Below are 21,503 nucleotides of genomic sequence, written 5' to 3'. Positions count from 1 at the left end.
AAAAACAGGTATGAGAGAACATTAGAGACTGGAGGCGAAAATCGTCAGGCAGGATCCGCTAATCTTATGGACTAAATTGCTGTTGCAATAGAAAGTGTGACGCCGTGCAAATAATCAATGTGGACATTTCTGCCGCACTTATAGACACTTTTGTTACTGCTGATCTGCCCCCGTGGGCGGATAAATCAGGGGGAAAGGCTGAAACATGGCGGACGTAAAAGAGGCGTGATGCTTTTTGGATCTTTTCGCGGGCCATTTTTATACTGCTTTTATCGATATGGACAATTGGTTTCCTTCAGGACCCTTGGGAGAACTGAATCTATGGCCGAAACGCAAAACGATCCCTTATTACCGGGCTACTCGTTTAATGCTCACCTGGTGGCGGGGCTGACCCCTATCGAGGCTGAGGGATATCTCGATTTTTACGTCGACCGACCGCTCGGGATGAAAGGGTATATTCTGAACCTGACGGTGCGTGGGGAAGGGATTATCAAAAATAACGATCAGCAGTTTGTCTGCCGTCCGGGCGATATGCTGCTGTTTCCGCCGGGAGAGATCCACCACTACGGTCGTCACCCGGAGGCCAAAGAGTGGTATCACCAGTGGGTCTACTTCCGTCCGCGCGCCTACTGGCAGGAGTGGCTCTCGTGGCCGGCTATTTTTGCGCACACCGGTTTTTATCGCCCGGACGAGGTTCATCTGGCTCAGTTCCGCGAACTCTTTGCCCAAATTATTGAAGCGGGGCAGGCGGGTGGCCGGTATGCCGAACTGCTGGCGATTAACCTGCTTGAACAGGTGCTGTTGCGCCGGATGGAGGCGATAAACGCGTCACTTAATCCTCCGCTGGACAACCGCGTGCGCGACGCCTGCCAGTACATCAGCGACCATCTGGCCGACAGTCAGTTCGATATCGCCAGCGTCGCCCAGCATGTGTGTCTCTCACCGTCGCGGCTGTCACATCTGTTCCGTCAGCAGCTGGGCGTTAGCGTTCTGAGCTGGCGTGAGGACCAGCGTATCAGCCAGGCGAAGCTCCTGCTCAGCACCACCCGCATGCCCATTGCCACCGTGGGGCGCAATGTGGGCTTTGAAGATCAGCTCTATTTCTCCCGGGTATTTAAAAAATGCACCGGTGCCAGCCCCAGTGAATTCCGGGCAGGATGTGAATAAACGGTAAAAAAAGATAAACAAGCAGGTGAACTGTGGAAGCAACCTGTAAACTATTCAGACAATTGTTGTCTTGACGCGGTGCAGGGCGCTAAGCAGAATCCCTGATTCGTTTTCTGACCGGAATAGTTATGCAGGCATTGCTGGAACATTTTATCACCCAGTCCGTTATGTATTCGCTTATCGCCGTTGCGCTGGTGGCGTTTCTGGAATCGCTTGCACTTGTTGGGTTGATCCTCCCCGGCACGGTGATGATGGCGGGGCTGGGCGCGTTGATTGGCAGCGGTGAAGTGAATTTCTGGCAGGCGTGGATGGCGGGGATTATTGGCTGTTTACTTGGCGACTGGATCTCCTTCTGGCTGGGCTGGCGCTTTAAGAAACCGCTGCACCGCTGGTCGTTCATGAAAAAGAACAAAGCCTTGCTGGATAAAACCGAACACGCGCTGCATCAGCACAGCATGTTCACGATCCTCGTGGGTCGCTTTGTTGGACCAACGCGTCCGCTGGTGCCGATGGTCGCGGGGATGCTGGATCTGCCTGTTGCGAAATTCGTGGTGCCGAACATCATCGGCTGTGTTTTCTGGCCGCCGTTCTACTTTCTGCCGGGGATCCTGGCAGGGGCCACCGTTGATATTCCTGACGGAATGCAAAGTGGCGAGTTTAAGTGGTTGTTGCTGGCTACGGCCCTGCTGTTGTGGATCGCTGCCTGGCTGTGCTGGCGACTGTGGCGCAGCGCGAAAGCGAATGTTGATCGCCTGACGCGTTATCTGCCACGCTCGCGCCTGTTGTGGCTCGCGCCGTTAATGCTGGGGGTTGCCGTGGTGGCGCTGGTCGCCCTGATTCGCCACCCGCTGATGCCGGTGTACGGTGAAATCCTCTTGAAGGTGGTGAGCCGTTAATCTGTTTCCCTCTCCCGTGGGAGAGGGTCAGCCCGCACTGATGCCCAACAATGAAGACGCCCCTGCGTGACCACTGAGCAGTTCCTCTGTACCGCCATCCCAGGCAATTCGCCCTTCTGCAATGACCACCGATCGTGGCGCAATCCGCGCGGCATCCTCGATGCTGTGCGAAACCATCAGCATTGTCAGTTGCTGACGCTGGCACACGTCCTGCACCAGGGTAAGCATCTCCTGGCGCAAGGCAGGATCGAGTGCAGAGAAGGGCTCATCCAGAAGCAGTATGGGCTGCTCGCGCACCAGGCAGCGCGCCAGCGCCACCCGCTGACGCTGCCCGCCGGAGAGGGCTTCGGGGAGGCGGTCAATAAACGCGGTAATGCCCATCTGAGCGGCAATCAGCTCCAGCTTCTGGCGCTGACCGTCGTTGAGTTTCAGGCCAGGATCCATACCCAGGGCGATGTTTTGCCGCACCGTCAGATGCATGAACAGATTGTTTTCCTGGAACAGCATCGACACCGGACGTCGGGCGGGTGGCGTGCGCGTATGGTCGCGGTTTTCAATCACTATCGACCCGCTCGCCGGTTGCAGAAAACCGGCAATCAGATTGAGCAAAGTACTCTTTCCGGCCCCGCTCGGACCCAGAACCGCAATCATCTCTCCCTGACGAACCGAAAGGGAGAAGCGCATTGGCAGATGCTGGTAGAGCCAGGTTACATCAGTCAGTTTTAACATTACGCCCCGGAAGTTTTTCGATAACGGTAAATAAGGCAAAGCAGAGCACCAGTAACAGCAGCGCCGTGACGGCTCCCTCCTGGCTACGATAGGAGCCAATTTGCTGGTACAGCCAGTACGGCAGGGTGCGGAAATCTTCATTACCGAAGAGCGCCACGACACCAAAATCACCAATTGAGAGCACACAGGCGAAGGCCAGAGCCTGGGCCAGCGGGCGTTTCAGCGCACGCAGTTCGATAATCTTTAGCCGCTGCCAGCCCTGCAGACCGAGCGAATGGCACAGCAGCGCGTAGCGGCTGTTGATGTCTCGCATCGGATTTTCCAGCACCTTCAGCGCGTAGGGGATCGCCATCAGGGCATTGGTGAAAATCACGATGCCGTCGGCGTTTTCCGGCAGGCCAATAGTGCTGTTGAACAGTAAAAAGAACCCCGTCGCCAGTACAATGCCGGGCATCGCCAGGATCAGCATGCCTGTCAGCTCCAGGGCGTGCCCGGCTTTACGGGCCTGACGCGCGTAAAGCTCGCGGCTGCTCCATAAAAGCATCATGGTCAGCATGACACACAGCAGCCCGGCGGCGAGCGCGATCCGTAACGAGGTCCACGTTGCCTGCCAGAGAACGGGCTGCTGCATCACGGTAACGAGATTCAGGTTCAGGCCATCGACGATGACGGCCATCAGCGGCGGAAGCAGAAGCAGCAGCGCCAGCGTGATAAGCAGCAGATCAGCGATCCGGCTATGCATGCTGTCCTGCGGGTCGCGCCAGCCGGTTATCTGATTACTGCCCGGCGGGATGGCTTTGCTCAGACGCTGGCTCAGCAGCACAAGGCACAGGCAGCAAACCATCTGCACCATCGCCAGCAGCGCAGCGCGGCCGGGGTCATAGTCGTAACTGAGCGCCTGGTAAATTGCCAGTTCGATGGTGGTGGCCTGCGGGCCGCCGCCGAGTGAAAGCACGGTGGCAAAACTGGCGAAACAGAGCATAAAGATCAGAGCCGCAACCGGCGGGATCTGACGACGCAGCCACGGCCATTCGACCAGGCGGAAGAAGGACATACCGCGCATGCCCAACTGGGCGGCAAGCTGGCGCTGTTCACCGGGGATGTTTTCCAGTGCCTGTAAAAAGAGTCTGGTCGCCATCGGCATATTGAAAAAGATGTGCGCCAGCAGAATGCCCTTCAGTCCGTAGGGCGAGAAGCGCCACTCCAGACCCATCAGGCTGAAAAGTGAAGCCAGCCACCCCTGACGGCCATAGACGCTCAGGATGCCAAACACGGCCACCAGGACCGGCAGGATCAGCGTCATGGCGCACAGGCGCAGCAGGGCCTGCCTGCCGGGAAAACGGCGGCGATAAAGCGCGCGTGCCAGGAAAATGGCGGGGATAACCGACAGCAGCGCAGAGAGAAAGGCCTGCCAGAAAGAGAAACGGATAACGTGCCAGAGATAACTGTCGTGCCAGAGCGCGAACAGGTCGCTCTCTGGCGCGTTAAACCACAAGGCAAGGAATGCGCCCAGACTGACCGCCACCATCAATACGGCGGCGAGCAGCCCAGGAATTAACCAGCCGGGAATTAACGGCTGACGGCGCGTTGCCATTCACTTACCCATGCTGCTCGCTGCGCGGCAACCTGCTGAGGCGTAAACTCCAGCGAGGTTTGCGGTTTGGTCAGTTTCTCAAAGCCCGCTGGCAACGTCACGCTGGTCACGGGGTACATCCAGTTACCCGCTGGAATGGCGTTCTGGAATGCCGGGGAGACCATAAATTTCAGGAACTTCTCGGCCAGTTCGGGCTGTTTGCTGGATGCCGTGCGGGCTGCCACTTCGACCTGCAGATAGTGCCCTTCAGCAAAACTGGCGGCGGCGTAATTGTCTTTCTTCTCGGCGATGATGTGGTAAGCCGGGGAGGTGGTGTAGCTCAGAACCAGATCACTTTCCCCTTTCAGGAACAGACCGTAGGCTTCGCTCCAGCCTTTTGTCACGGTGACGGTTTTGGCGGCCAGCTTCTGCCACGCTTGCGGAGCGTCATCGCCGTAGACTTTCTGCATCCACAGCAGCAGCCCCAGGCCTGGCGTACTGGTGCGAGGATCTTCATAAATAACGCGCCATTTCTGCTCGCTTTCGACCAGTTCCTTCAGGCTTTTCGGCGGGTTTTTAAGCTTGTTTTTGTCGTAAACAAACGCGAAGTAACCGTAATCGAACGGCACAAAGGTGTCGTTCTGCCAGCCGCCCGGGACGCTGACGGCATCGGTGGCGACGCCGCTTTTGGCAAACAGTTTGGTTTTCGAGGCGGCCTCCAGCAGGTTGTTATCCAGCCCAAGCACCACATCGGCTTTACTGTTTTTGCCTTCCATGCGCAGGCGGTTAAGCAGAGAGACGCCATCTTCTAGCGCCACGAACTTCAGTTCGCACTGACAGTCAGCTTCAAAGGCTTTTTTCACCACCGGACCCGGACCCCAGTCGGCTGAGAAGGAGTCGTAGGTGTAGACCGTCAGGACGGGCTTCGCGACGGCAGGCAGCGCAAACAGCGCCAGAAGGGGGAGAACTTTTTTTAACACTTTGCACCTCAAGGTTGAGTGGCAAAGGATTTTGAGTGACAGCCTCAAATCCCTTCGCCGGCGTTATCCGGATCAGGTTCGACGGGTATTATCTCAGCGCACATCAGTGATGCAGCACCCCGTTGAGAACGGCGCTATTGTAATGATTTGGCAAATATTACGAAAGTGTTATGGCTCCGGCGGGGAAAACCAGGCGGATTTAAAATCAAACCAGCCCAGCGTATTCATTCTGACACCGCGCATACTACGCTGCCCCTGGATCATCAGCCAGTGATGGATCAACGGCACGATCGCTTGTTCAGCCAGCAACTGCTGGCACCATGAGGCCAGATTCATGTCGCCGGCGCGCCAGAGGGCCGCGTCCTGCTGCCAGTCCCGGTCTATGCAGTGCTGGATAAGCGGGACCTCATACAGGTGAGAGAAGAGCGAGAAATCAAGCGGCAGGGTAAAGTTGGCGCTGTTGAGCCAGATGTCGCTGACGATCTCCCCCTGATGCCATTCATCGTAATCCACCTCTTTGACATCCAGTCTCACCCCAACGGCGGCCAGCAGTCGGGTCATGATTCTGGCGATAAAGCGGTGTTCAACGTGCTCGCGATAGTAGGTCAGGGTGATGGACTCCAGCCCGGCGGGCTTGTCGCAGTATGTCGGACGGGCGTGATGCCAGCGAGGAAGCAGACCATACGCCGGGAACCAGTAGGTTTGGTACTGCTCCTCCGCATGATAAATCAGGCTGGAGGGCGACAACACGTGGCTTATCCATTTGCGCACCTCATGGTTTGCCCCGCGATGGGTACGGCTGTCGAACAGCAGGTAGTAGCACCCTTCTTCGAGCCGGCTCTCCACGGCCTTTTCGCCCGTGGTGGGCCCTTCCAGCGTCAGCCCGGCGCTCAGCTCTTCATTGAGATCCGGTAATACCCACACGTTCACTTCATCGATCAGCGCCCGGTAGCCAAAATAGTCATCAAAAGCGCGGATTTTCAGCTGGTTGTTGTTATTGCGCGATACAGAGTAGGGGCCGGTGCCAATCGGCAGGCTGGCAAAATTATTCATCGATTCCCATTCACCGGGCAAAATCATCGACGGTACATAGCCCAGCAGCCACGGAAGCCATTTGTCCGGCTGAGACAGTTCAACATCCAGTGTCCATGCCGTAGGGGAGTGAACGCGTGAAATATGGGAATAGAGCGGGAGCGTGCAGGCGCGCTCTAAAGAGGCAATCACATCGACCATCTCCAGCTCGCGGCCGTGGTGGAAATGAATACCAGGACGTAGAAAGAAGCGCCAGTGAAGAGGAGAAAGTTGCTGCCAGTGGTGCGCAATATCCGCTTCCAGTTCCCCATTTTCCTCATTTATGCGCGTCAGGCCGCTGAATATTTGTCGGGCCATATGGGTTTCAGAGCGGCGTAACGCCGTGCCGGGTAACAGGTTTTTCATTGGTCGATAGTAGAGCACCCGCAGAATGTGGCGACCCTGACGAAAGCTGCGCCCGAGATGCGACACCAGCATCTGGCGTACTGCCGCTTTGTCCCCCACCAGCTGCACCAGCTGGTCGATGCGGTCCTGTTCCAGCAGGTCTTCCGCCCGCTGCTGCTGCAACGCCAGCCCGGTATACAGGAAGGTCAGGCGCGAGCGTTTTCCGCGACCCGCCTCGGCCTCCCAGTTGAGCCAGCCCTGCTGCTGCATGGTATTAAGCAGCGTGCGCATGTGCCGGCGCGAACAGCTGAGCAGGTCCGCCAGCTCGTTCAGCGTGGTCTCCTGCGATCGCCCCTCGCAGCATTGCCAGAGGCGGATAAATTGTTGTTGCAGACGACCAGAGGGCATAAAAGGGGAACTCCTGACAAAAAATCAGCAATTTATTAATCCCTATATTAGGCCAATAATTCTTCCCGATGAAGTGAGGAGGTAAATTATGAAGAGGTCTACCGCACGTCAGTTTTATCAGCGTTATTTTTCAGCGACGCAGGGAGCGTCCTGGCTGGCCCGCCAGTGTGCAGAGCAACGGTTGAAAATCCTGGAAGATCTGATGCAGTGGGACGTTACGAAACCGACCTCTTCTTGCTAACTCGCCTCGATCATGTGTGACTGAGTATTGGTGCTTCTCACCCGCCAGCAAAATGTTTTTGCTGGCTTTTTTCGTTTACTATTCACCCACTTTCGATTCGCTTTCACAAGGACTTGCGCATGCTCTGGTTGATGACGATGGGGCGACGCCTGAACGGCGTGTATGCCGCTTTTATGCTGGTGGCCTTTATGATGGGCGTGGCGGGGGCATTGCAGGCTCCGACGCTGAGTCTGTTTCTCAGCCGTGAGGTGGGGGCGCAGCCGTTTTGGGTGGGGCTGTTTTATACCGTGAACGCCATCGCCGGGATCCTGGTCAGTCTGGCACTGGCAAAACGATCGGACAATCGGGGCGATCGTCGCAAACTGATCCTCTTTTGCTGCGCCATGGCCGTGGGTAACGCGCTGCTGTTTGCCTTCAATCGCCATTACCTGACGCTGATTACCTGCGGCGTGCTTCTGGCCTCGCTCGCCAATACCGCCATGCCGCAGCTGTTCGCGCTGGCCCGTGAATACGCGGATAACTCGGCGCGGGAAGTGGTGATGTTCAGCTCGGTCATGCGTGCGCAGCTCTCTCTGGCCTGGGTGATCGGCCCGCCGCTGGCGTTTATGCTGGCGCTGAACTATGGCTTTACCACCATGTTTTCCATCGCTGCCGGCATTTTTGTCATCAGCCTGATACTGATTGCCTTTGCGCTACCCTCAGTGGCGCGAGTGGAGCTGACGACGGATAAACCCATCACCCAGGTGAGCGGCTGGCAGGATAAAAACGTCCGCATGCTGTTTATCGCGTCCATGCTGATGTGGACCTGCAACACCATGTACATCATTGATATGCCGCTGTGGATCAGCAGCGATCTGGGGTTGCCGGACAAGCTTGCGGGGATCCTGATGGGGACGGCTGCCGGCCTGGAAATTCCGGCGATGATCCTGGCGGGTTATTACGTTAAGCGTTTTGGAAAGCGCCGCATGATGATCGTCGCCGTGGCGGCAGGAGTGCTTTTTTATCTGGGGCTGATCGTCTTCCATTCGCGCGAAGCACTGCTTGCGCTGCAGCTGTTTAATGCCGTGTTTATTGGCATCGTGGCCGGGATTGGGATGCTCTGGTTCCAGGACTTAATGCCGGGACGGGCAGGCTCTGCCACTACGCTCTTTACCAACAGCATTTCAACGGGCGTTATTCTGGCAGGGGTGATTCAGGGGGCGTTGTCGCAAACCTACGGCCACGCGTCAGTGTACTGGATGATTGCGGCCATTTCCGTGGTGACGCTGGTGCTAACCTGCCGGGTAAAAGATGTGTGATTCTGAAAGGCGGCTTCACGCAATAAAACGATTTTCTGACAGGGTCTGAGAAGGCGCATAGCGCGCGTGGCGTCAGCCGAGGCTGTTTGCCTCAGGCTGACGCAAGAGGCAAACAGTGATGAGGCCCACATCAATTAACACTGATGGTGTACTGCACCATTTTGTTGGACGATGTTGATCTTCACCGGGATGGTACGCAGCCTACCCCATAAACGCAGGCTGTTTTTGCTCATAGGCGGAGATGGCATCTTCGTGCTGCAGCGTCAGGCCAATACTGTCCAGGCCATTCAGCATGCAGTGACGACGAAAGGCGTCAATGCTGAAGCTGTATGATTTATCACCCGCTTTCACCACTTCCGCTTCCAGATCCACTTCAAACGAAATCCCAGGATTTGCCTTCACCAGGGCGAACAATTCGTCCACCTGCGCATCACTCAGCGTCACCGGCAGCAGCTGGTTATTGAAGCTGTTGCCGTAGAAGATATCGGCAAAGCTTGGGGCGATAACCACTTTAAACCCGTAGTCGGTGAGCGCCCAGGGTGCATGTTCACGGGAAGAGCCGCAGCCAAAGTTTTCACGCGCCAGCAGAATCGATGCGCCTTTAAATTCCGGGAAGTTCAGCACGAACTCGGGATTGGGCACTTCGCCTTTGTCGTCCAGGAAGCGCCAGTCGTTAAACAGATGCGCGCCAAACCCGGTACGGGTCACCTTCTGCAAAAACTGCTTTGGAATGATGGCGTCAGTGTCGACGTTAGCGGCGTCCAGTGGGACAACCCGGCCCGTATGTTGGGTAAATTTCTCTGCCATGATTGTCTCCTTATTTCAGGCTGCGAATATCGGCGAAATGACCGGTCACTGCCGCAGCGGCGGCCATTGCCGGGCTGACCAGGTGAGTACGCCCACCGCGGCCCTGACGGCCTTCAAAGTTACGGTTACTGGTGGAGGCACAACGCTCGCCAGGATTCAGGCGGTCATTGTTCATGGCCAGGCACATGGAGCAGCCAGGCAGGCGCCATTCGAAGCCCGCTTCGATAAAGATCTTATCCAGGCCTTCAGCTTCCGCCTGGGCTTTCACCGGGCCGGAACCCGGCACGACCAGCGCCTGAACGCCCGGTGCCACTTTACGGCCTTTGGCAATCTCGGCCGCCGCGCGCAAATCTTCGATACGGGAGTTGGTGCAGGAGCCGATAAACACTTTATCAATGGTCACGTCAGTCAATGGAATGCCTGGCTTCAGACCCATATAGGCCAGCGCTTTTTCCGCACTGGCGCGCTCGACCGGATCGCTGAAAGAGGCCGGGTCAGGAATGTTATCGTTAACGGAAATCACCTGGCCCGGGTTGGTTCCCCAGGTCACCTGTGGCGCAATGTCTTCCGCCTGCAGCGTAACCACGGTATCAAACGTCGCACCATCGTCGGTTTTCAGGGTTTTCCAGTACGCGACTGCTTCAATAAAATCCTGGTCTTTCGGCGCGTGCAGACGGCCCTTCACATAGCTGAAGGTTGTTTCGTCTGGTGCAACCAGGCCCGCTTTTGCCCCCATCTCAATGGCCATGTTGCAGAGCGTCATTCGGCCCTCCATGCTCAGTGCCTGGATGGCTTCACCGCAGAATTCAACCACGTGACCGGTGCCGCCTGCGCTGCCGGTTTTACCGATGATGGCCAGCACGATGTCTTTGGCGGTAATGCCCGGGGCCGCTTTGCCTTTCACTTCAATCTTCATGGTTTTGGCGCGGCCCTGTTTCAGGGTCTGCGTCGCCAGAACATGTTCAACTTCAGAGGTACCAATACCGAACGCCAGGGCCCCAAACGCGCCGTGGGTGGCCGTGTGGGAGTCACCGCAGACAATGGTCATGCCTGGCAGGGTGATGCCCTGTTCTGGCCCCATCACATGGACGATACCCTGATACGGGTGGTTCAGATCGTAGAGCTCGACGCCAAATTCGTTGCAGTTTTTGATCAGCTCCTGCATCTGGATACGCGCCATTTCACCCGACGCATTGATATCTTTGGTTTGCGTGGAGACGTTGTGATCCATTGTCGCGAAGGTTTTACCTGGCTGGCGCACCGGGCGCTTATGCGCACGCAGTCCGTCGAATGCCTGAGGGGAGGTAACCTCGTGCACCAGATGGCGATCGATATACAACAGTGGGGTTTCGTTTGGTGCCTCGTAGACTACGTGCGCATCAAACAATTTTTCATATAACGTTTTCGCCATGATTACACCCCTTCAGCGACATAGCGGGCAATAATGTCGCCCATTTCATCGGTACTGACTGCCGCCGTGCCGCGTGCTAAATCACCGGTACGGACACCTTCTTCTAACGCACGGTTAATGGCGTTTTCAATTGCGGTTGCTGCATCACCGGCATCAAGGCTGTAGCGCAACAGCAAGGCCAGGGAGAGGATCTGCGCAATCGGGTTGGCAATGTTTTTGCCGGCGATATCGGGCGCGGAGCCGCCTGCAGGTTCGTACAGGCCAAATCCCTCTTCATTGAGGCTGGCTGATGGCAACATCCCCATAGAGCCTGTGATCATTGCGCACTCGTCCGAGAGAATATCGCCGAACAGGTTGGAACACAGCAGAACGTCAAACTGCGACGGATCTTTAATCAGCTGCATGGTCGCGTTGTCGATGTACATATGGGACAGTTCGACATCCGGATACTGTTTCGCGACTTCACTGACGATTTCACGCCACAAAATAGAAGACTGCAGAACATTCGCTTTATCGATAGACGTCACTTTATGACGACGTTTGCGCGCCGACTCAAAGGCGATATGGGCGATACGTTCAATTTCAAAACGGTGATAGACCTCAGTATCAAAGGCTTTTTCATGCTGACCGCTGCCTTCGCGCCCTTTAGGCTGCCCGAAGTAGATCCCGCCGGTCAGTTCACGCACGCACAGGATGTCAAAGCCGTTAGCCGCGATATCTGCACGCAGCGGACAGAACGTTTCCAGCCCCTGGTACAGCTTCGCCGGACGCAGGTTGCTGAACAATTTAAAATGTTTACGCAGTGGCAGCAGCGCGCCGCGCTCAGGCTGCTCGGCGGGTGGCAGGTGTTCCCATTTAGGGCCACCCACGGAGCCAAACAGCACTGCATCCGCATTTTCACACCCTTCAACGGTCGCTTCTGGCAGCGGAGTACCGTGATTATCGATGGCGATACCGCCCACATCATAGTGGCTGGTGGAGATTTTCATCGCAAAACGCGAACGAACGGCTTCCAGTACTTTCAGCGCCTGTGCCATCACTTCCGGGCCAATACCGTCACCCGGTAACACAGCAATATGGTAATTCTTCGACATTACACGGTTTCCTTGTTGTTCTCTTTATTCTGAGCTTTGCGTTGCAACTCTTTTTCAACTTCAGCGGCGCGCCAGATGTTGTTCAGCACGTGGACCATCGCCTTCGCGGAGGATTCAACAATATCCGTCGCCAGGCCCACACCGTGGAAACGACGGCCATTGTGGGTGACCACGATATCAACCTGACCCAGGGCATTCTCACCGTGGCCCTTGGCCGTCAGGTCATATTTCACCAGCTCTACGTCGTACTCGGTGACGCGGTTAATTGCGCGGTAAATGGCATCAACCGGGCCATTGCCGTTTGCCGCTTCGGCCTTAATGTCTTCGCCACAGGCCAGTTTGACCGAGGCAGTCGCAATGTCGCTGGAGCCTGACTGCACGCTGAAGTAATCGAGGCGGAAGTGCTCAGGCTCTTCCTGCTGTTTATTGATGAAGGCCAGCGCTTCCAGGTCATAGTCGAATACCTGACCTTTTTTATCGGCCAGCTTCAGGAAGGCGTCGTACAGCTGATCCATGTTGTAATCGCTGTCCTTATAACCCATCTCTTCCATACGGTGTTTCACCGCCGCACGACCGGAACGGGAGGTCAGGTTCAACTGAACCTGGTTCAGGCCGATGGATTCCGGGGTCATGATTTCGTAGTTTTCACGGTTTTTCAGCACGCCATCCTGATGAATACCGGAGGAGTGCGCAAAGGCGCCGGTACCCACAATCGCCTTGTTAGCCGGGATGGGCATGTTGCAGATCTGGCTGACGGTCTGGCTGGTACGCCAGATTTCGTTGTGATTGATGCGGGTATGCACATTCATGATGTCTTTGCGCACTTTGATCGCCATGATCACTTCTTCCAGTGAACAGTTACCTGCACGTTCACCGATGCCGTTCATCGCGCCTTCTACCTGACGTGCACCGGCGTGCACCGCAGCGATGGCGTTGCCAACGGCCAGCCCCAGGTCATCGTGGGTATGTACGGAGATAATCGCTTGATCAATGTTTGGTACGCGTTCATACAGACCGGTAATGATGTTGGAGAACTCAAACGGCATGGTGTAGCCGACAGTGTCCGGGATGTTGATGGTTTTAGCGCCCGCATTGATGGCAGCTTCCACCACGCGCGCCAAATCTTCAATCGGCGTACGGCCAGCATCTTCACAGGAGAATTCAACGTCATCCGTGTAGTTACGGGCACGTTTGACCATGTAGACCGCGCGCTCAATGACCTCATCCAGCGTGCTGCGCAGCTTGGTGGCAATGTGCATAGGAGAGGTAGCAATAAAGGTATGAATACGGAATGCTTCGGCAACCTTCAACGACTCGGCTGCAACATCGATATCTTTTTCCACACAGCGTGCCAGGCCACAGACGCGGCTGTTCTTAATGGTACGCGCAATGGTCTGCACGGATTCGAAGTCACCCGGAGAAGAGACAGGGAAACCGACCTCCATCACGTCGACACCCATACGTTCGAGAGCCAGCGCGATCTGCAGTTTCTCTTTCACACTCAGGCTTGCCTGTAATGCCTGTTCACCGTCACGTAAAGTTGTATCGAAAATAATGACTTGCTGGCTCATGGGTTAGGTCCTTGTCAGTCTTAGGGCGCCTTGCTACGAGCATAAAAAAACCCGCGCAGTGGCGCGGGTTTTTAGTCTTACTGGTGACGATTCAACGCTGAATTTCGCCCGCCAGTCTACCGCGCACAGTGGATGCGTTTAGTAGTAGTAGACCGGTGAAACGAATGGTGCGAATCATGAATCGTGCTCCGTTAAATTCAATATGCTTTTAGTGGTACTGGATACGACTGTGCATGTCAACCCCTGCAGGCAAAAACGCACCCGGCTGGCCAGGTTGACAGGATATGTGCTTTAGCTAATTGTGCTGGGTTTTGCTTTTTCGACCCTACAAATTGTCTAATTTTGGACTGAGAAAAAGGTTGCAGAAATAATTGAATATAATTGTGATGAATAACTTAAAAGTTCGCTACTCAATTGTGTGGGGCGCAAATGGGTTTGATATCATTAAGTTATAAATGCGGTGAATGTTTTTTATCACTTCGGATGTCTTATGGTTATTACAGATTGTTAACTTATTTAATCGGGGTTGCAATAACAGTTTAATAATACTTAAGACATCATTAACCCGCTGACGATTGTATATTGGTCTAGTTTATGGTTTCATTCAAATCCTAAAGTGAATCATATCATTTGCAGTGGTGTTTATTTTATCGTTTGTCAGTGGCGAAAAGTCATTTTCGCTAAACTGTTCTTTATATTTTCCGAATTTAAAATAATTCTCTTTCGCTGATCGTATATGCATGGTAAATCATATTCTTCGGAATTATTACAGTACGTTGGCAAAGGGAGTGTAGCGTGACAGTGGAGTCAGAAGTGCCAGAAATTAATATTAAACAACCTCAAACTACTGATGGGATTAAACCGCAGTTACGTACAGTGGACCTTAATCTGCTCACGGTATTTGATGCTGTCATGCAGGAGCAGAATATCACCCGGGTGGCCCATACGTTGGGGATGTCTCAGCCCGCGGTCAGTAATGCTGTCGCCAGACTTAAGGTTATGTTTAACGACGAGTTATTCGTTCGTTACGGGAGAGGAATACAGCCTACCGCACGGGCATTCCAGTTATTCGGCTCTATCCGTCAGGCGTTGCAGCTGGTTCAGAACGAGCTGCCAGGGTCAGGCTTTGAACCTTTAAGCAGTGAGCGTGTATTCAATCTTTGTGTTTGCAGTCCGTTAGATAATTATTTGACGTCGATTATTTATAATAAAGTTGAAGAGATCGCTCCCAATATCCATCTGGTTTTTAAATCATCCTTAAATCAAAACACAGAGCATCAGTTACGCTACCAGGAGACCGAGTTCGTTCTGGGATATGAAGAATTTCGACGTCCTGAATTTTCTTGCGTTCCGCTGTTTAAAGATGAAATGGTGTTGGTCGCCAGTAAAAAACACCCCCGACTCAATTCTCCGCTTCGGGAAAGTGACGTTTATAGCGAGCAGCATGCTGTTGTTGCGCTCGACAGATATGCTTCCTTTAGCCTGCCGTGGTATGACACGGCGGATAAACAGGCAAGCGTTGCTTATCAGGGAATGGCAATGGTCAGCGTATTGAACGTGGTCTCGCAGACACATCTGGTGGCTATTGCACCACGCTGGCTGGCTGAGGAGTTTTCCGGTCAACTACAACTGCAAATGTTGCCGTTGCCGCTCAAGCTGAATAGCCGTACCTGCTATCTCTCCTGGCATGAAGCCGCCGGTCGGGATAAAGGGCACCAGTGGATGGAAGAGTTGCTGATCAGTATTTGCCGTCGATAAGCGCATCAGGATAAATTGCATTTTCGCGTGTGATTTATCCTGGTTTTTTCTCTGTTATTGTTATTTTATTCTGTTGTGAATTTTTTCTTACTGCTCTCTGGCTCGCAAAAATAGATGATTTCCTGAATCGACGCGCTTTTCAGCGATGATTAATCATCTCATCCTCTAATACCAGATGAATTGACCATATCCTTCCTTAATACCTGTTTTTTCTGCTTTGCGAACCGTTTAGCTCACCCGGTCTGCTAATTGCCTGCCTCATAACGAGCGGTTAAGGTAACGATCACTCTGCAAAATATAAGATTGGTTTAACCCAGTCGTAAGACGGTGCGGAAATGAATTCTGCAGCTCGTCTATAACAAAATGCCTGGAGGCAAAGCATGGAGATGTTGTCTGGCGCGGAAATGGTCGTCCGATCGTTAATCGATCAGGGCGTGAAGCAAGTGTTCGGTTATCCCGGAGGCGCAGTCCTGGATATTTATGATGCGCTTCATACGGTAGGCGGCATTGACCATGTTTTAGTACGCCACGAGCAGGCGGCGGTACATATGGCTGACGGGCTGGCCCGCGCGACAGGTGAAGTAGGCGTGGTATTAGTGACGTCCGGTCCCGGCGCGACAAACGCCATCACCGGCATTGCCACGGCGTATATGGACTCTATCCCGCTGGTTATTCTTTCCGGCCAGGTGGCGACGTCACTGATCGGCTACGACGCGTTCCAGGAGTGCGACATGGTGGGGATTTCGCGTCCCGTTGTGAAGCACAGCTTCCTGGTTAAGCAAACTGAAGACATCCCGGGGATATTGAAAAAAGCCTTCTGGCTGGCAGCAAGCGGGCGTCCCGGCCCGGTGGTGGTCGATCTGCCGAAAGATATCTTGAACCCGGCGAACAAGCTTCCTTATGTCTGGCCGGAGTCGGTGAGCATGCGCTCATACAACCCAACGACGCAGGGCCACAAGGGGCAGATCAAACGTGCCTTGCAAACGCTGCTGGCCGCCAAAAAACCGGTAGTCTATGTTGGTGGCGGGGCAATCAATTCTGCCTGTGAAGGGCAGCTTCGGGAGCTTATCGAGAAACTCAATCTTCCCGTTGCGTCGTCGCTGATGGGGCTGGGCGCTTTCCCGGCAACTCACCGTCAGGCTCTGGGGATGCTGGGTATGCACGGTACCTATGAAGCCAACATGACGATGCACCATTCCGATGTGATCTTTGCCGTCGGCGTGCGCTTTGACGATCGCACCACCAACAATCTGGCGAAATACTGCCCGAACGCCACCGTGCTTCATATTGATATCGATCCCACCTCTATTTCGAAAACGGTGTCTGCGGATGTGCCGATCGTCGGTGATGCCCGCCAGATGCTGGAGCAAATGCTGGATCTGCTGGCACAGGAGCCGCCTTCCCAGCCGCTGGATGAGATCCGTGACTGGTGGCAGCAGATCGAACAATGGCGTGCGCGTCAGTGCCTGAAGTATGACACGCAAAGCGACAGCATTAAGCCGCAGGCGGTGATCGAAACTATCTGGCGGCTGACGAAAGGCGAGGCATACGTGACGTCTGACGTGGGTCAGCATCAGATGTTTGCCGCCCTTTATTATCCGTTTGATAAACCGCGCCACTGGATTAACTCCGGAGGGTTAGGAACGATGGGCTTTGGCTTGCCTGCCGCACTGGGCGTCAAGCTGGCTCTGCCTGACGAAACCGTCGTCTGCGTGACGGGAGACGGCAGTATTCAGATGAACATCCAGGAGCTGTCGACGGCCCTTCAGTATGAGCTGCCGGTACTGGTGCTGAACCTGAATAACGGTTATCTCGGGATGGTGAAGCAGTGGCAGGACATGATCTACTCTGGTCGTCACTCTCAGTCCTACATGACGTCACTGCCTGACTTTGTTCGTCTGGCTGAAGCCTACGGCCATATTGGGATGCGAGTGACCGATCCGGCAGAGCTCGAAACGAAGCTCGGTGAAGCGCTTGAGCACGTTAAAAATAACCGCCTCGTTTTTATGGATGTCATTGTTGATGGCACTGAGCACGTATACCCGATGCATATTCGCGGTGGTGGTATGGATGAAATGTGGTTAAGCAAAACGGAGAGAACCTGATATGCGCCGGATATTATCTGTTTTACTGGAAAACGAGTCTGGCGCACTGTCGCGCGTCATTGGCCTTTTTGCACAGCGCGGCTATAACATTGAAAGCCTCACCGTTGCGCCGACTGACGATCCGACGCTGTCGCGCATGACCATCCAGACCGTCGGCGATGCCAAAGTGCTTGAGCAGATCGAGAAACAGCTGCATAAGCTGGTCGATGTTCTGCGTGTCAGCGAGCTGGGGCAGGGTGCCTACGTTGAGCGAGAGGTCATGCTGGTGAAAATCCAGGCCAGCGGTTACGGGCGCGAGGAAGTGAAACGTAACACGGATATCTTCCGTGGGCAGATTATAGACGTCACGCCTTCTATATATACGGTTCAGCTGGCCGGAACGAGTGACAAGCTGGATGCCTTCCTGGCATCTGTGCGGGATGTGGCAAAAATTGTTGAGGTTGCGAGATCGGGCGTTGTTGGCCTGTCACGCGGCGATAAGATCATGCGTTAGTTGTCTAAAAGGTTCGCCTCTTTCTGCCCGGTCACCAAAGCCGGGCTTTTTTTTGTGTAATCAGCCGACAACAGAGATAAAAGCGGTTGCCGCGAAGGCTATTCTGCGTTTAGATGTTAAAAGATTTAACCATAACCTTGCCAAGGCCATGGACTCTTTTCATTTTTTAAGGGGCAATTGTGAAACTGGATGAAATCGCCCGGCTAGCCGGCGTGTCACGAACAACGGCCAGCTATGTGATTAACGGTAAAGCAAAGCAGTACCGTGTCAGCGATAAGACCGTTGAAAAAGTTATGGCGGTGGTTCGTGAACATAACTACCATCCGAATGCTGTCGCAGCTGGCCTGCGTGCCGGACGCACCCGCTCTATTGGCCTGGTGATCCCGGATCTGGAAAACACCAGCTATACCCGTATCGCCAACTATCTTGAACGTCAGGCGCGCCAGCGTGGCTATCAGTTGCTGATTGCCTGCTCGGAAGACCAGCCCGACAACGAGATGCGCTGTATTGAGCATCTGCTCCAGCGTCAGGTCGATGCCATCATCGTCTCCACCTCTTTACCGCCTGAACACCCGTTTTATCAGCGCTGGGCGAACGACCCATTCCCGATTGTGGCGCTGGATCGTGCGCTCGACAGGGAGCATTTCACGAGCGTCGTCGGTGCCGATCAGGATGATGCCGAGATGCTGGCGGCAGAGCTGAGAACCTTCCCGGCTGAAACGGTGCTGTATCTGGGGGCGCTGCCTGAACTGTCAGTCAGCTTCCTGCGTGAACAGGGGTTCAGAACCGCCTGGAAAGACGATCCCCGTGAGGTGCACTACCTCTATGCCAACAGCTATGAACGTGAAGCGGCCGCACAGCTTTTCGAGAAATGGCTGGAAACGCACCCGATGCCGCAGGCGCTATTCACCACCTCATTTGCTCTGCTGCAGGGGGTGATGGATGTGACCTTACGCCGTGAGGGTAAACTGCCTTCCGACCTGGCCATCGCGACCTTCGGTGATAACGAGCTGCTCGACTTCCTCCAGTGCCCGGTTCTGGCGGTGGCTCAACGCCATCGTGATGTGGCTGAACGCGTGCTGGAAATTGTGCTGGCAAGTCTGGACGAGCCGCGTAAACCGAAGCCGGGTCTGACGCGTATTAAACGTAATCTTTACCATCGCGGAATTTTGAGCCGCCATAAATGAAATGACGGGGCGGAGAAATCTGCCCCCTTTTGACGAAATAATTCGCCGGGATAATTCCCGTAGAGAAATTAGGATAATTCTTGCGAATTTACCTTCTGCTATTTTTCTTAATTCATTTTGGCGTTTAATGGTTCCTTTAAAGGACGTTTAAACGATTTTAAATGCCTGTCTTTGTATTATTTTGTTACAAACCCTCTTCCGGCGATGAATATTCAGACGTTTTTCCTTCTCCTGTGCCAGCTTGCACGGCAACCGCCGCGTTTCGCGAGCCCTGGGGTGAATCTGGCGCTGTTATCCCCTGAGAATCTGTCATAAAATGCTGCCCGCGTCGCAAACTGACACTTTATATTTATCTGCGATGATATTGAGTGAGCCTTAACGCTAGTGTGCATATTCGGTTTTTTTCTTACAAATATTCATAACGTTAATTTTGCCTCGCCAGTTGTGCAGTTATTAACCAGGACTGTTTATCTCTGTAAATAGAGGCCTTTCGGGCCTGTATAGGGAGAGTCCTGGCTTGACAAGCTTTTCCCTCGCTCCGTAAACTCCTTTAGGTGGGAATTTGTGGGTTAAAGTGGTGAGGAGGGGTGAGACTGGCATGTTCCGTGGAGCTACGTTAGTCAATCTCGACAGCAAAGGGCGTTTATCGGTACCAACCCGATACCGCGACCAGCTGATTGAGAACGCTACGGGTCAAATGGTTTGCACCATTGACATCAACTCCCCCTGCCTGCTGCTTTACCCCTTACCTGAATGGGAAATTATTGAGCAAAAGCTGTCGCGACTGTCGAGCATGAACCCGCAGGAACGCCGCGTGCAGCGGTTGTTATTGGGACATGCCAGTGAATGTCAGATGGATAGCGCAGGCCGGTTACTGATTGCCCCTGTGTTACGGCAACATGCCGGTCTGACCAAAGAAGTGATGCTGGTCGGGCAGTTCAACAAGTTTGAACTGTGGGATGAAACGACCTGGTATCAACAGGTCAAGGAAGATATCGACGCTGAGCAGTCTGATTCCGCGACATTATCGGAACGGCTGCAGGACTTGTCTCTATAAATATGATGGAAAATTACAAACATAAAACGGTGCTGCTGGATGAGGCCGTTAACGGCCTGAATATTCGTCCGGACGGCATCTACATTGATGGCACTTTTGGTCGCGGTGGCCACTCGCGCTTAATCCTCTCCCAGCTTGGAGCGGAAGGGCGTCTGCTGGCAATCGATCGCGATCCGCAGGCGATTGCCGTTGCGCAAACCATCGATGACCCACGCTTTTCCATCGTGCATGGACCTTTCTCTGCGCTCGCTGATTATGTTGCCGAGCGCGGCCTGACGGGCAAGATCGACGGAATCCTTCTCGATCTTGGCGTCTCTTCACCCCAGCTTGATGATGCTGAACGCGGCTTCTCCTTTATGCGCGATGGTCCACTGGACATGCGCATGGATCCTACTCGCGGTCAGTCTGCCGCCGAGTGGTTACAGACCGCGGACGAAGCGGATATTGCCTGGGTGATCAAAACCTTCGGCGAGGAGCGTTTTGGCAAGCGTATCGCGCGCGCCATCGTTGAGCGTAATCGCATTGAGCCGATGACCCGCACGAAAGAGCTGGCCGAGGTGATCGCGGCGGCGACGCCGGTGAAGGATAAGCACAAACATCCCGCGACCCGTACCTTCCAGGCGGTTCGCATCTGGGTAAACAGTGAACTGGAGGAAATAGAGCTGGCGCTAAAAAGCTCGCTCGACGTGCTGGCCCCGGGTGGGCGGTTATCCATCATCAGCTTCCATTCGCTGGAAGACCGCATTGTGAAGCGCTTTATGCGTGAACAAAGCCGCGGTCCACAGGTTCCAGCGGGGCTGCCGATGACGGAAGAACAACTCAGGAAGCTGGGTGGCCGTCAGTTGCGAGCATTAGGCAAGTTGATGCCGGGCGAAGAAGAAGTGGCACAGAATCCACGCGCCCGTAGTTCAGTGCTGCGTGTTGCAGAGAGGACGAACGCATGATCGGCAGAGTGACAGAGACCCTAAGCAAAGTTAAGGATTCGTTAGGAAGCAACGAGCGCCATGCCTTGCCTGGCGTGATCGGCGACGATCTTTTGCGGTTTGGGAAACTGCCACTCTGTCTGTTCATTTGCATCATTGTCACGGCCGTCACGGTGGTCACGACTGCCCACCACACACGCTTATTAACTGCGCAACGCGAGCAGATGGTACTGGAACGCGATGCGCTGGATATTGAATGGCGAAACCTGATCCTTGAAGAAAATGCGCTCGGCGATCACAGCCGGGTTGAACGGATCGCAACGGAAAAGCTGCAATTGCAGCATGTTGATCCTTCTCAGGAAAATATTGTAGTACAAAAATAAGGGAAA

The 21,503-nt window shown here is 54.4% G+C and carries 20 protein-coding genes and 1 riboswitch; of the genes, 11 read left to right on the top strand and 9 right to left on the bottom strand.

The annotated features are described in order from the left end of the window. Nucleotides 1-321: 321 nt before the first annotated feature. The gene (gene araC, locus QMG44_RS12775) at nucleotides 322-1,167 is read left to right on the top strand and encodes an arabinose operon transcriptional regulator AraC (protein WP_025205437.1); all 846 of its coding nucleotides are present in this window, start codon (nucleotides 322-324) and stop codon (nucleotides 1,165-1,167) included. Nucleotides 1,168-1,295: 128 nt separating this feature from the next. Further along, nucleotides 1,296-2,063, top strand: a complete 768-nt coding sequence (locus QMG44_RS12770; protein WP_014168607.1) for a DedA family protein — start codon at nucleotides 1,296-1,298, stop codon at nucleotides 2,061-2,063. Nucleotides 2,064-2,090: 27 nt separating this feature from the next. Here QMG44_RS12770 and thiQ read toward each other — a convergent pair whose 3' ends face one another. The 4 genes from thiQ to sgrR form a co-directional block, all read right to left on the bottom strand. Beyond that, entirely contained in the window at nucleotides 2,091-2,792 is a 702-nt protein-coding gene (thiQ, locus tag QMG44_RS12765; RefSeq protein WP_020882567.1) for a thiamine ABC transporter ATP-binding protein ThiQ, read from the bottom strand. Next, nucleotides 2,776-4,386, bottom strand: coding sequence for a thiamine/thiamine pyrophosphate ABC transporter permease ThiP (gene thiP / locus QMG44_RS12760; RefSeq protein ID WP_047743401.1), 1,611 nt, complete (start codon nucleotides 4,384-4,386; stop codon nucleotides 2,776-2,778). The genes thiQ and thiP overlap by 17 nt, the downstream gene beginning before the upstream one ends. Then, complete coding sequence (thiB, locus tag QMG44_RS12755) at nucleotides 4,362-5,345, bottom strand: thiamine ABC transporter substrate binding subunit (protein ID WP_047743403.1); 984 nt, start codon at nucleotides 5,343-5,345, stop codon at nucleotides 4,362-4,364. Before thiB ends, thiP begins: the two co-directional genes overlap by 25 nt. 31 nt (nucleotides 5,346-5,376) lie before the next feature. Further along, nucleotides 5,377-5,477, bottom strand: a riboswitch (TPP riboswitch). Nucleotides 5,478-5,513: 36 nt separating this feature from the next. Continuing rightward, nucleotides 5,514-7,169 (bottom strand): HTH-type transcriptional regulator SgrR, encoded by a 1,656-nt coding sequence (gene sgrR, locus QMG44_RS12750; RefSeq protein ID WP_047743405.1) that lies wholly within the window; start codon nucleotides 7,167-7,169, stop codon nucleotides 5,514-5,516. Between the two features lie 88 nt (nucleotides 7,170-7,257). On the opposite strand from sgrR, the gene sgrT reads away from it, so the two are divergent. Together sgrT and QMG44_RS12740 are read left to right on the top strand one after the other, a co-directional pair. Next, complete coding sequence (gene sgrT, locus QMG44_RS12745) at nucleotides 7,258-7,410, top strand: glucose uptake inhibitor SgrT (RefSeq protein WP_014168612.1); 153 nt, start codon at nucleotides 7,258-7,260, stop codon at nucleotides 7,408-7,410. A gap of 119 nt (nucleotides 7,411-7,529) precedes the next feature. Further along, nucleotides 7,530-8,708: a sugar efflux transporter gene (locus QMG44_RS12740; protein ID WP_032679619.1), complete on the top strand. Its 1,179-nt coding sequence runs from the start codon at nucleotides 7,530-7,532 to the stop codon at nucleotides 8,706-8,708. Between the two features lie 201 nt (nucleotides 8,709-8,909). Here the strand turns inward: QMG44_RS12740 and leuD are convergent, their stop codons facing one another. The 5 genes from leuD to leuL form a co-directional block, all read right to left on the bottom strand. Then, the gene (gene leuD / locus QMG44_RS12735) at nucleotides 8,910-9,515 is read right to left on the bottom strand and encodes a 3-isopropylmalate dehydratase small subunit (RefSeq protein WP_014168614.1); all 606 of its coding nucleotides are present in this window, start codon (nucleotides 9,513-9,515) and stop codon (nucleotides 8,910-8,912) included. A 10-nt stretch (nucleotides 9,516-9,525) separates the two neighbouring features. After that, complete coding sequence (gene leuC, locus QMG44_RS12730; protein ID WP_020882571.1) at nucleotides 9,526-10,926, bottom strand: 3-isopropylmalate dehydratase large subunit; 1,401 nt, start codon at nucleotides 10,924-10,926, stop codon at nucleotides 9,526-9,528. A 2-nt stretch (nucleotides 10,927-10,928) separates the two neighbouring features. Next, nucleotides 10,929-12,020, bottom strand: coding sequence for a 3-isopropylmalate dehydrogenase (leuB, locus tag QMG44_RS12725; RefSeq protein ID WP_086533238.1), 1,092 nt, complete (start codon nucleotides 12,018-12,020; stop codon nucleotides 10,929-10,931). Further along, the gene (leuA, locus tag QMG44_RS12720; RefSeq protein WP_014168617.1) at nucleotides 12,020-13,591 is read right to left on the bottom strand and encodes a 2-isopropylmalate synthase; all 1,572 of its coding nucleotides are present in this window, start codon (nucleotides 13,589-13,591) and stop codon (nucleotides 12,020-12,022) included. Before leuA ends, leuB begins: the two co-directional genes overlap by 1 nt. A 91-nt stretch (nucleotides 13,592-13,682) precedes the next feature. Beyond that, a complete protein-coding gene (leuL, locus tag QMG44_RS24320; protein WP_071530973.1) occupies nucleotides 13,683-13,769 on the bottom strand; it encodes a leu operon leader peptide in 87 nt (28 codons plus the stop codon). A 635-nt stretch (nucleotides 13,770-14,404) separates the two neighbouring features. Between leuL and leuO the strand changes: the two genes are divergently transcribed. The 7 genes from leuO to ftsL all read left to right on the top strand — a co-directional run bounded on the left by leuO (nucleotide 14,405) and on the right by ftsL (nucleotide 21,497). Continuing rightward, complete coding sequence (leuO, locus tag QMG44_RS12715) at nucleotides 14,405-15,349, top strand: transcriptional regulator LeuO (RefSeq protein ID WP_281853152.1); 945 nt, start codon at nucleotides 14,405-14,407, stop codon at nucleotides 15,347-15,349. Nucleotides 15,350-15,729: 380 nt separating this feature from the next. Beyond that, a complete protein-coding gene (gene ilvI / locus QMG44_RS12710; RefSeq protein ID WP_281853098.1) occupies nucleotides 15,730-17,454 on the top strand; it encodes an acetolactate synthase 3 large subunit in 1,725 nt (574 codons plus the stop codon). A 1-nt stretch (nucleotide 17,455) separates the two neighbouring features. Further along, nucleotides 17,456-17,947 (top strand): acetolactate synthase small subunit, encoded by a 492-nt coding sequence (ilvN, locus tag QMG44_RS12705; protein WP_003856371.1) that lies wholly within the window; start codon nucleotides 17,456-17,458, stop codon nucleotides 17,945-17,947. Nucleotides 17,948-18,126: 179 nt separating this feature from the next. Further along, complete coding sequence (gene cra / locus QMG44_RS12700) at nucleotides 18,127-19,134, top strand: catabolite repressor/activator (RefSeq protein ID WP_014168621.1); 1,008 nt, start codon at nucleotides 18,127-18,129, stop codon at nucleotides 19,132-19,134. A 598-nt stretch (nucleotides 19,135-19,732) separates the two neighbouring features. Then, nucleotides 19,733-20,191 (top strand): division/cell wall cluster transcriptional repressor MraZ, encoded by a 459-nt coding sequence (gene mraZ / locus QMG44_RS12695; RefSeq protein WP_025205427.1) that lies wholly within the window; start codon nucleotides 19,733-19,735, stop codon nucleotides 20,189-20,191. Between the two features lie 2 nt (nucleotides 20,192-20,193). Beyond that, nucleotides 20,194-21,135, top strand: coding sequence for a 16S rRNA (cytosine(1402)-N(4))-methyltransferase RsmH (gene rsmH, locus QMG44_RS12690; protein WP_014168623.1), 942 nt, complete (start codon nucleotides 20,194-20,196; stop codon nucleotides 21,133-21,135). Then, nucleotides 21,132-21,497 carry a cell division protein FtsL gene (ftsL, locus tag QMG44_RS12685; RefSeq protein ID WP_008501989.1) on the top strand — a complete coding sequence of 122 codons (366 nt, stop codon included), beginning with the start codon at nucleotides 21,132-21,134 and terminating at the stop codon, nucleotides 21,495-21,497. The genes rsmH and ftsL overlap by 4 nt, the downstream gene beginning before the upstream one ends. The last annotated feature ends 6 nt before the right edge of the window (nucleotides 21,498-21,503 follow it).

It is taken from the genome of Enterobacter sp. 200527-13, from assembly GCF_027924865.1.
Taxonomy (GTDB): domain Bacteria; phylum Pseudomonadota; class Gammaproteobacteria; order Enterobacterales; family Enterobacteriaceae; genus Enterobacter; species Enterobacter ludwigii.
This window is presented reverse-complemented; position numbering and strand designations above follow the sequence as displayed.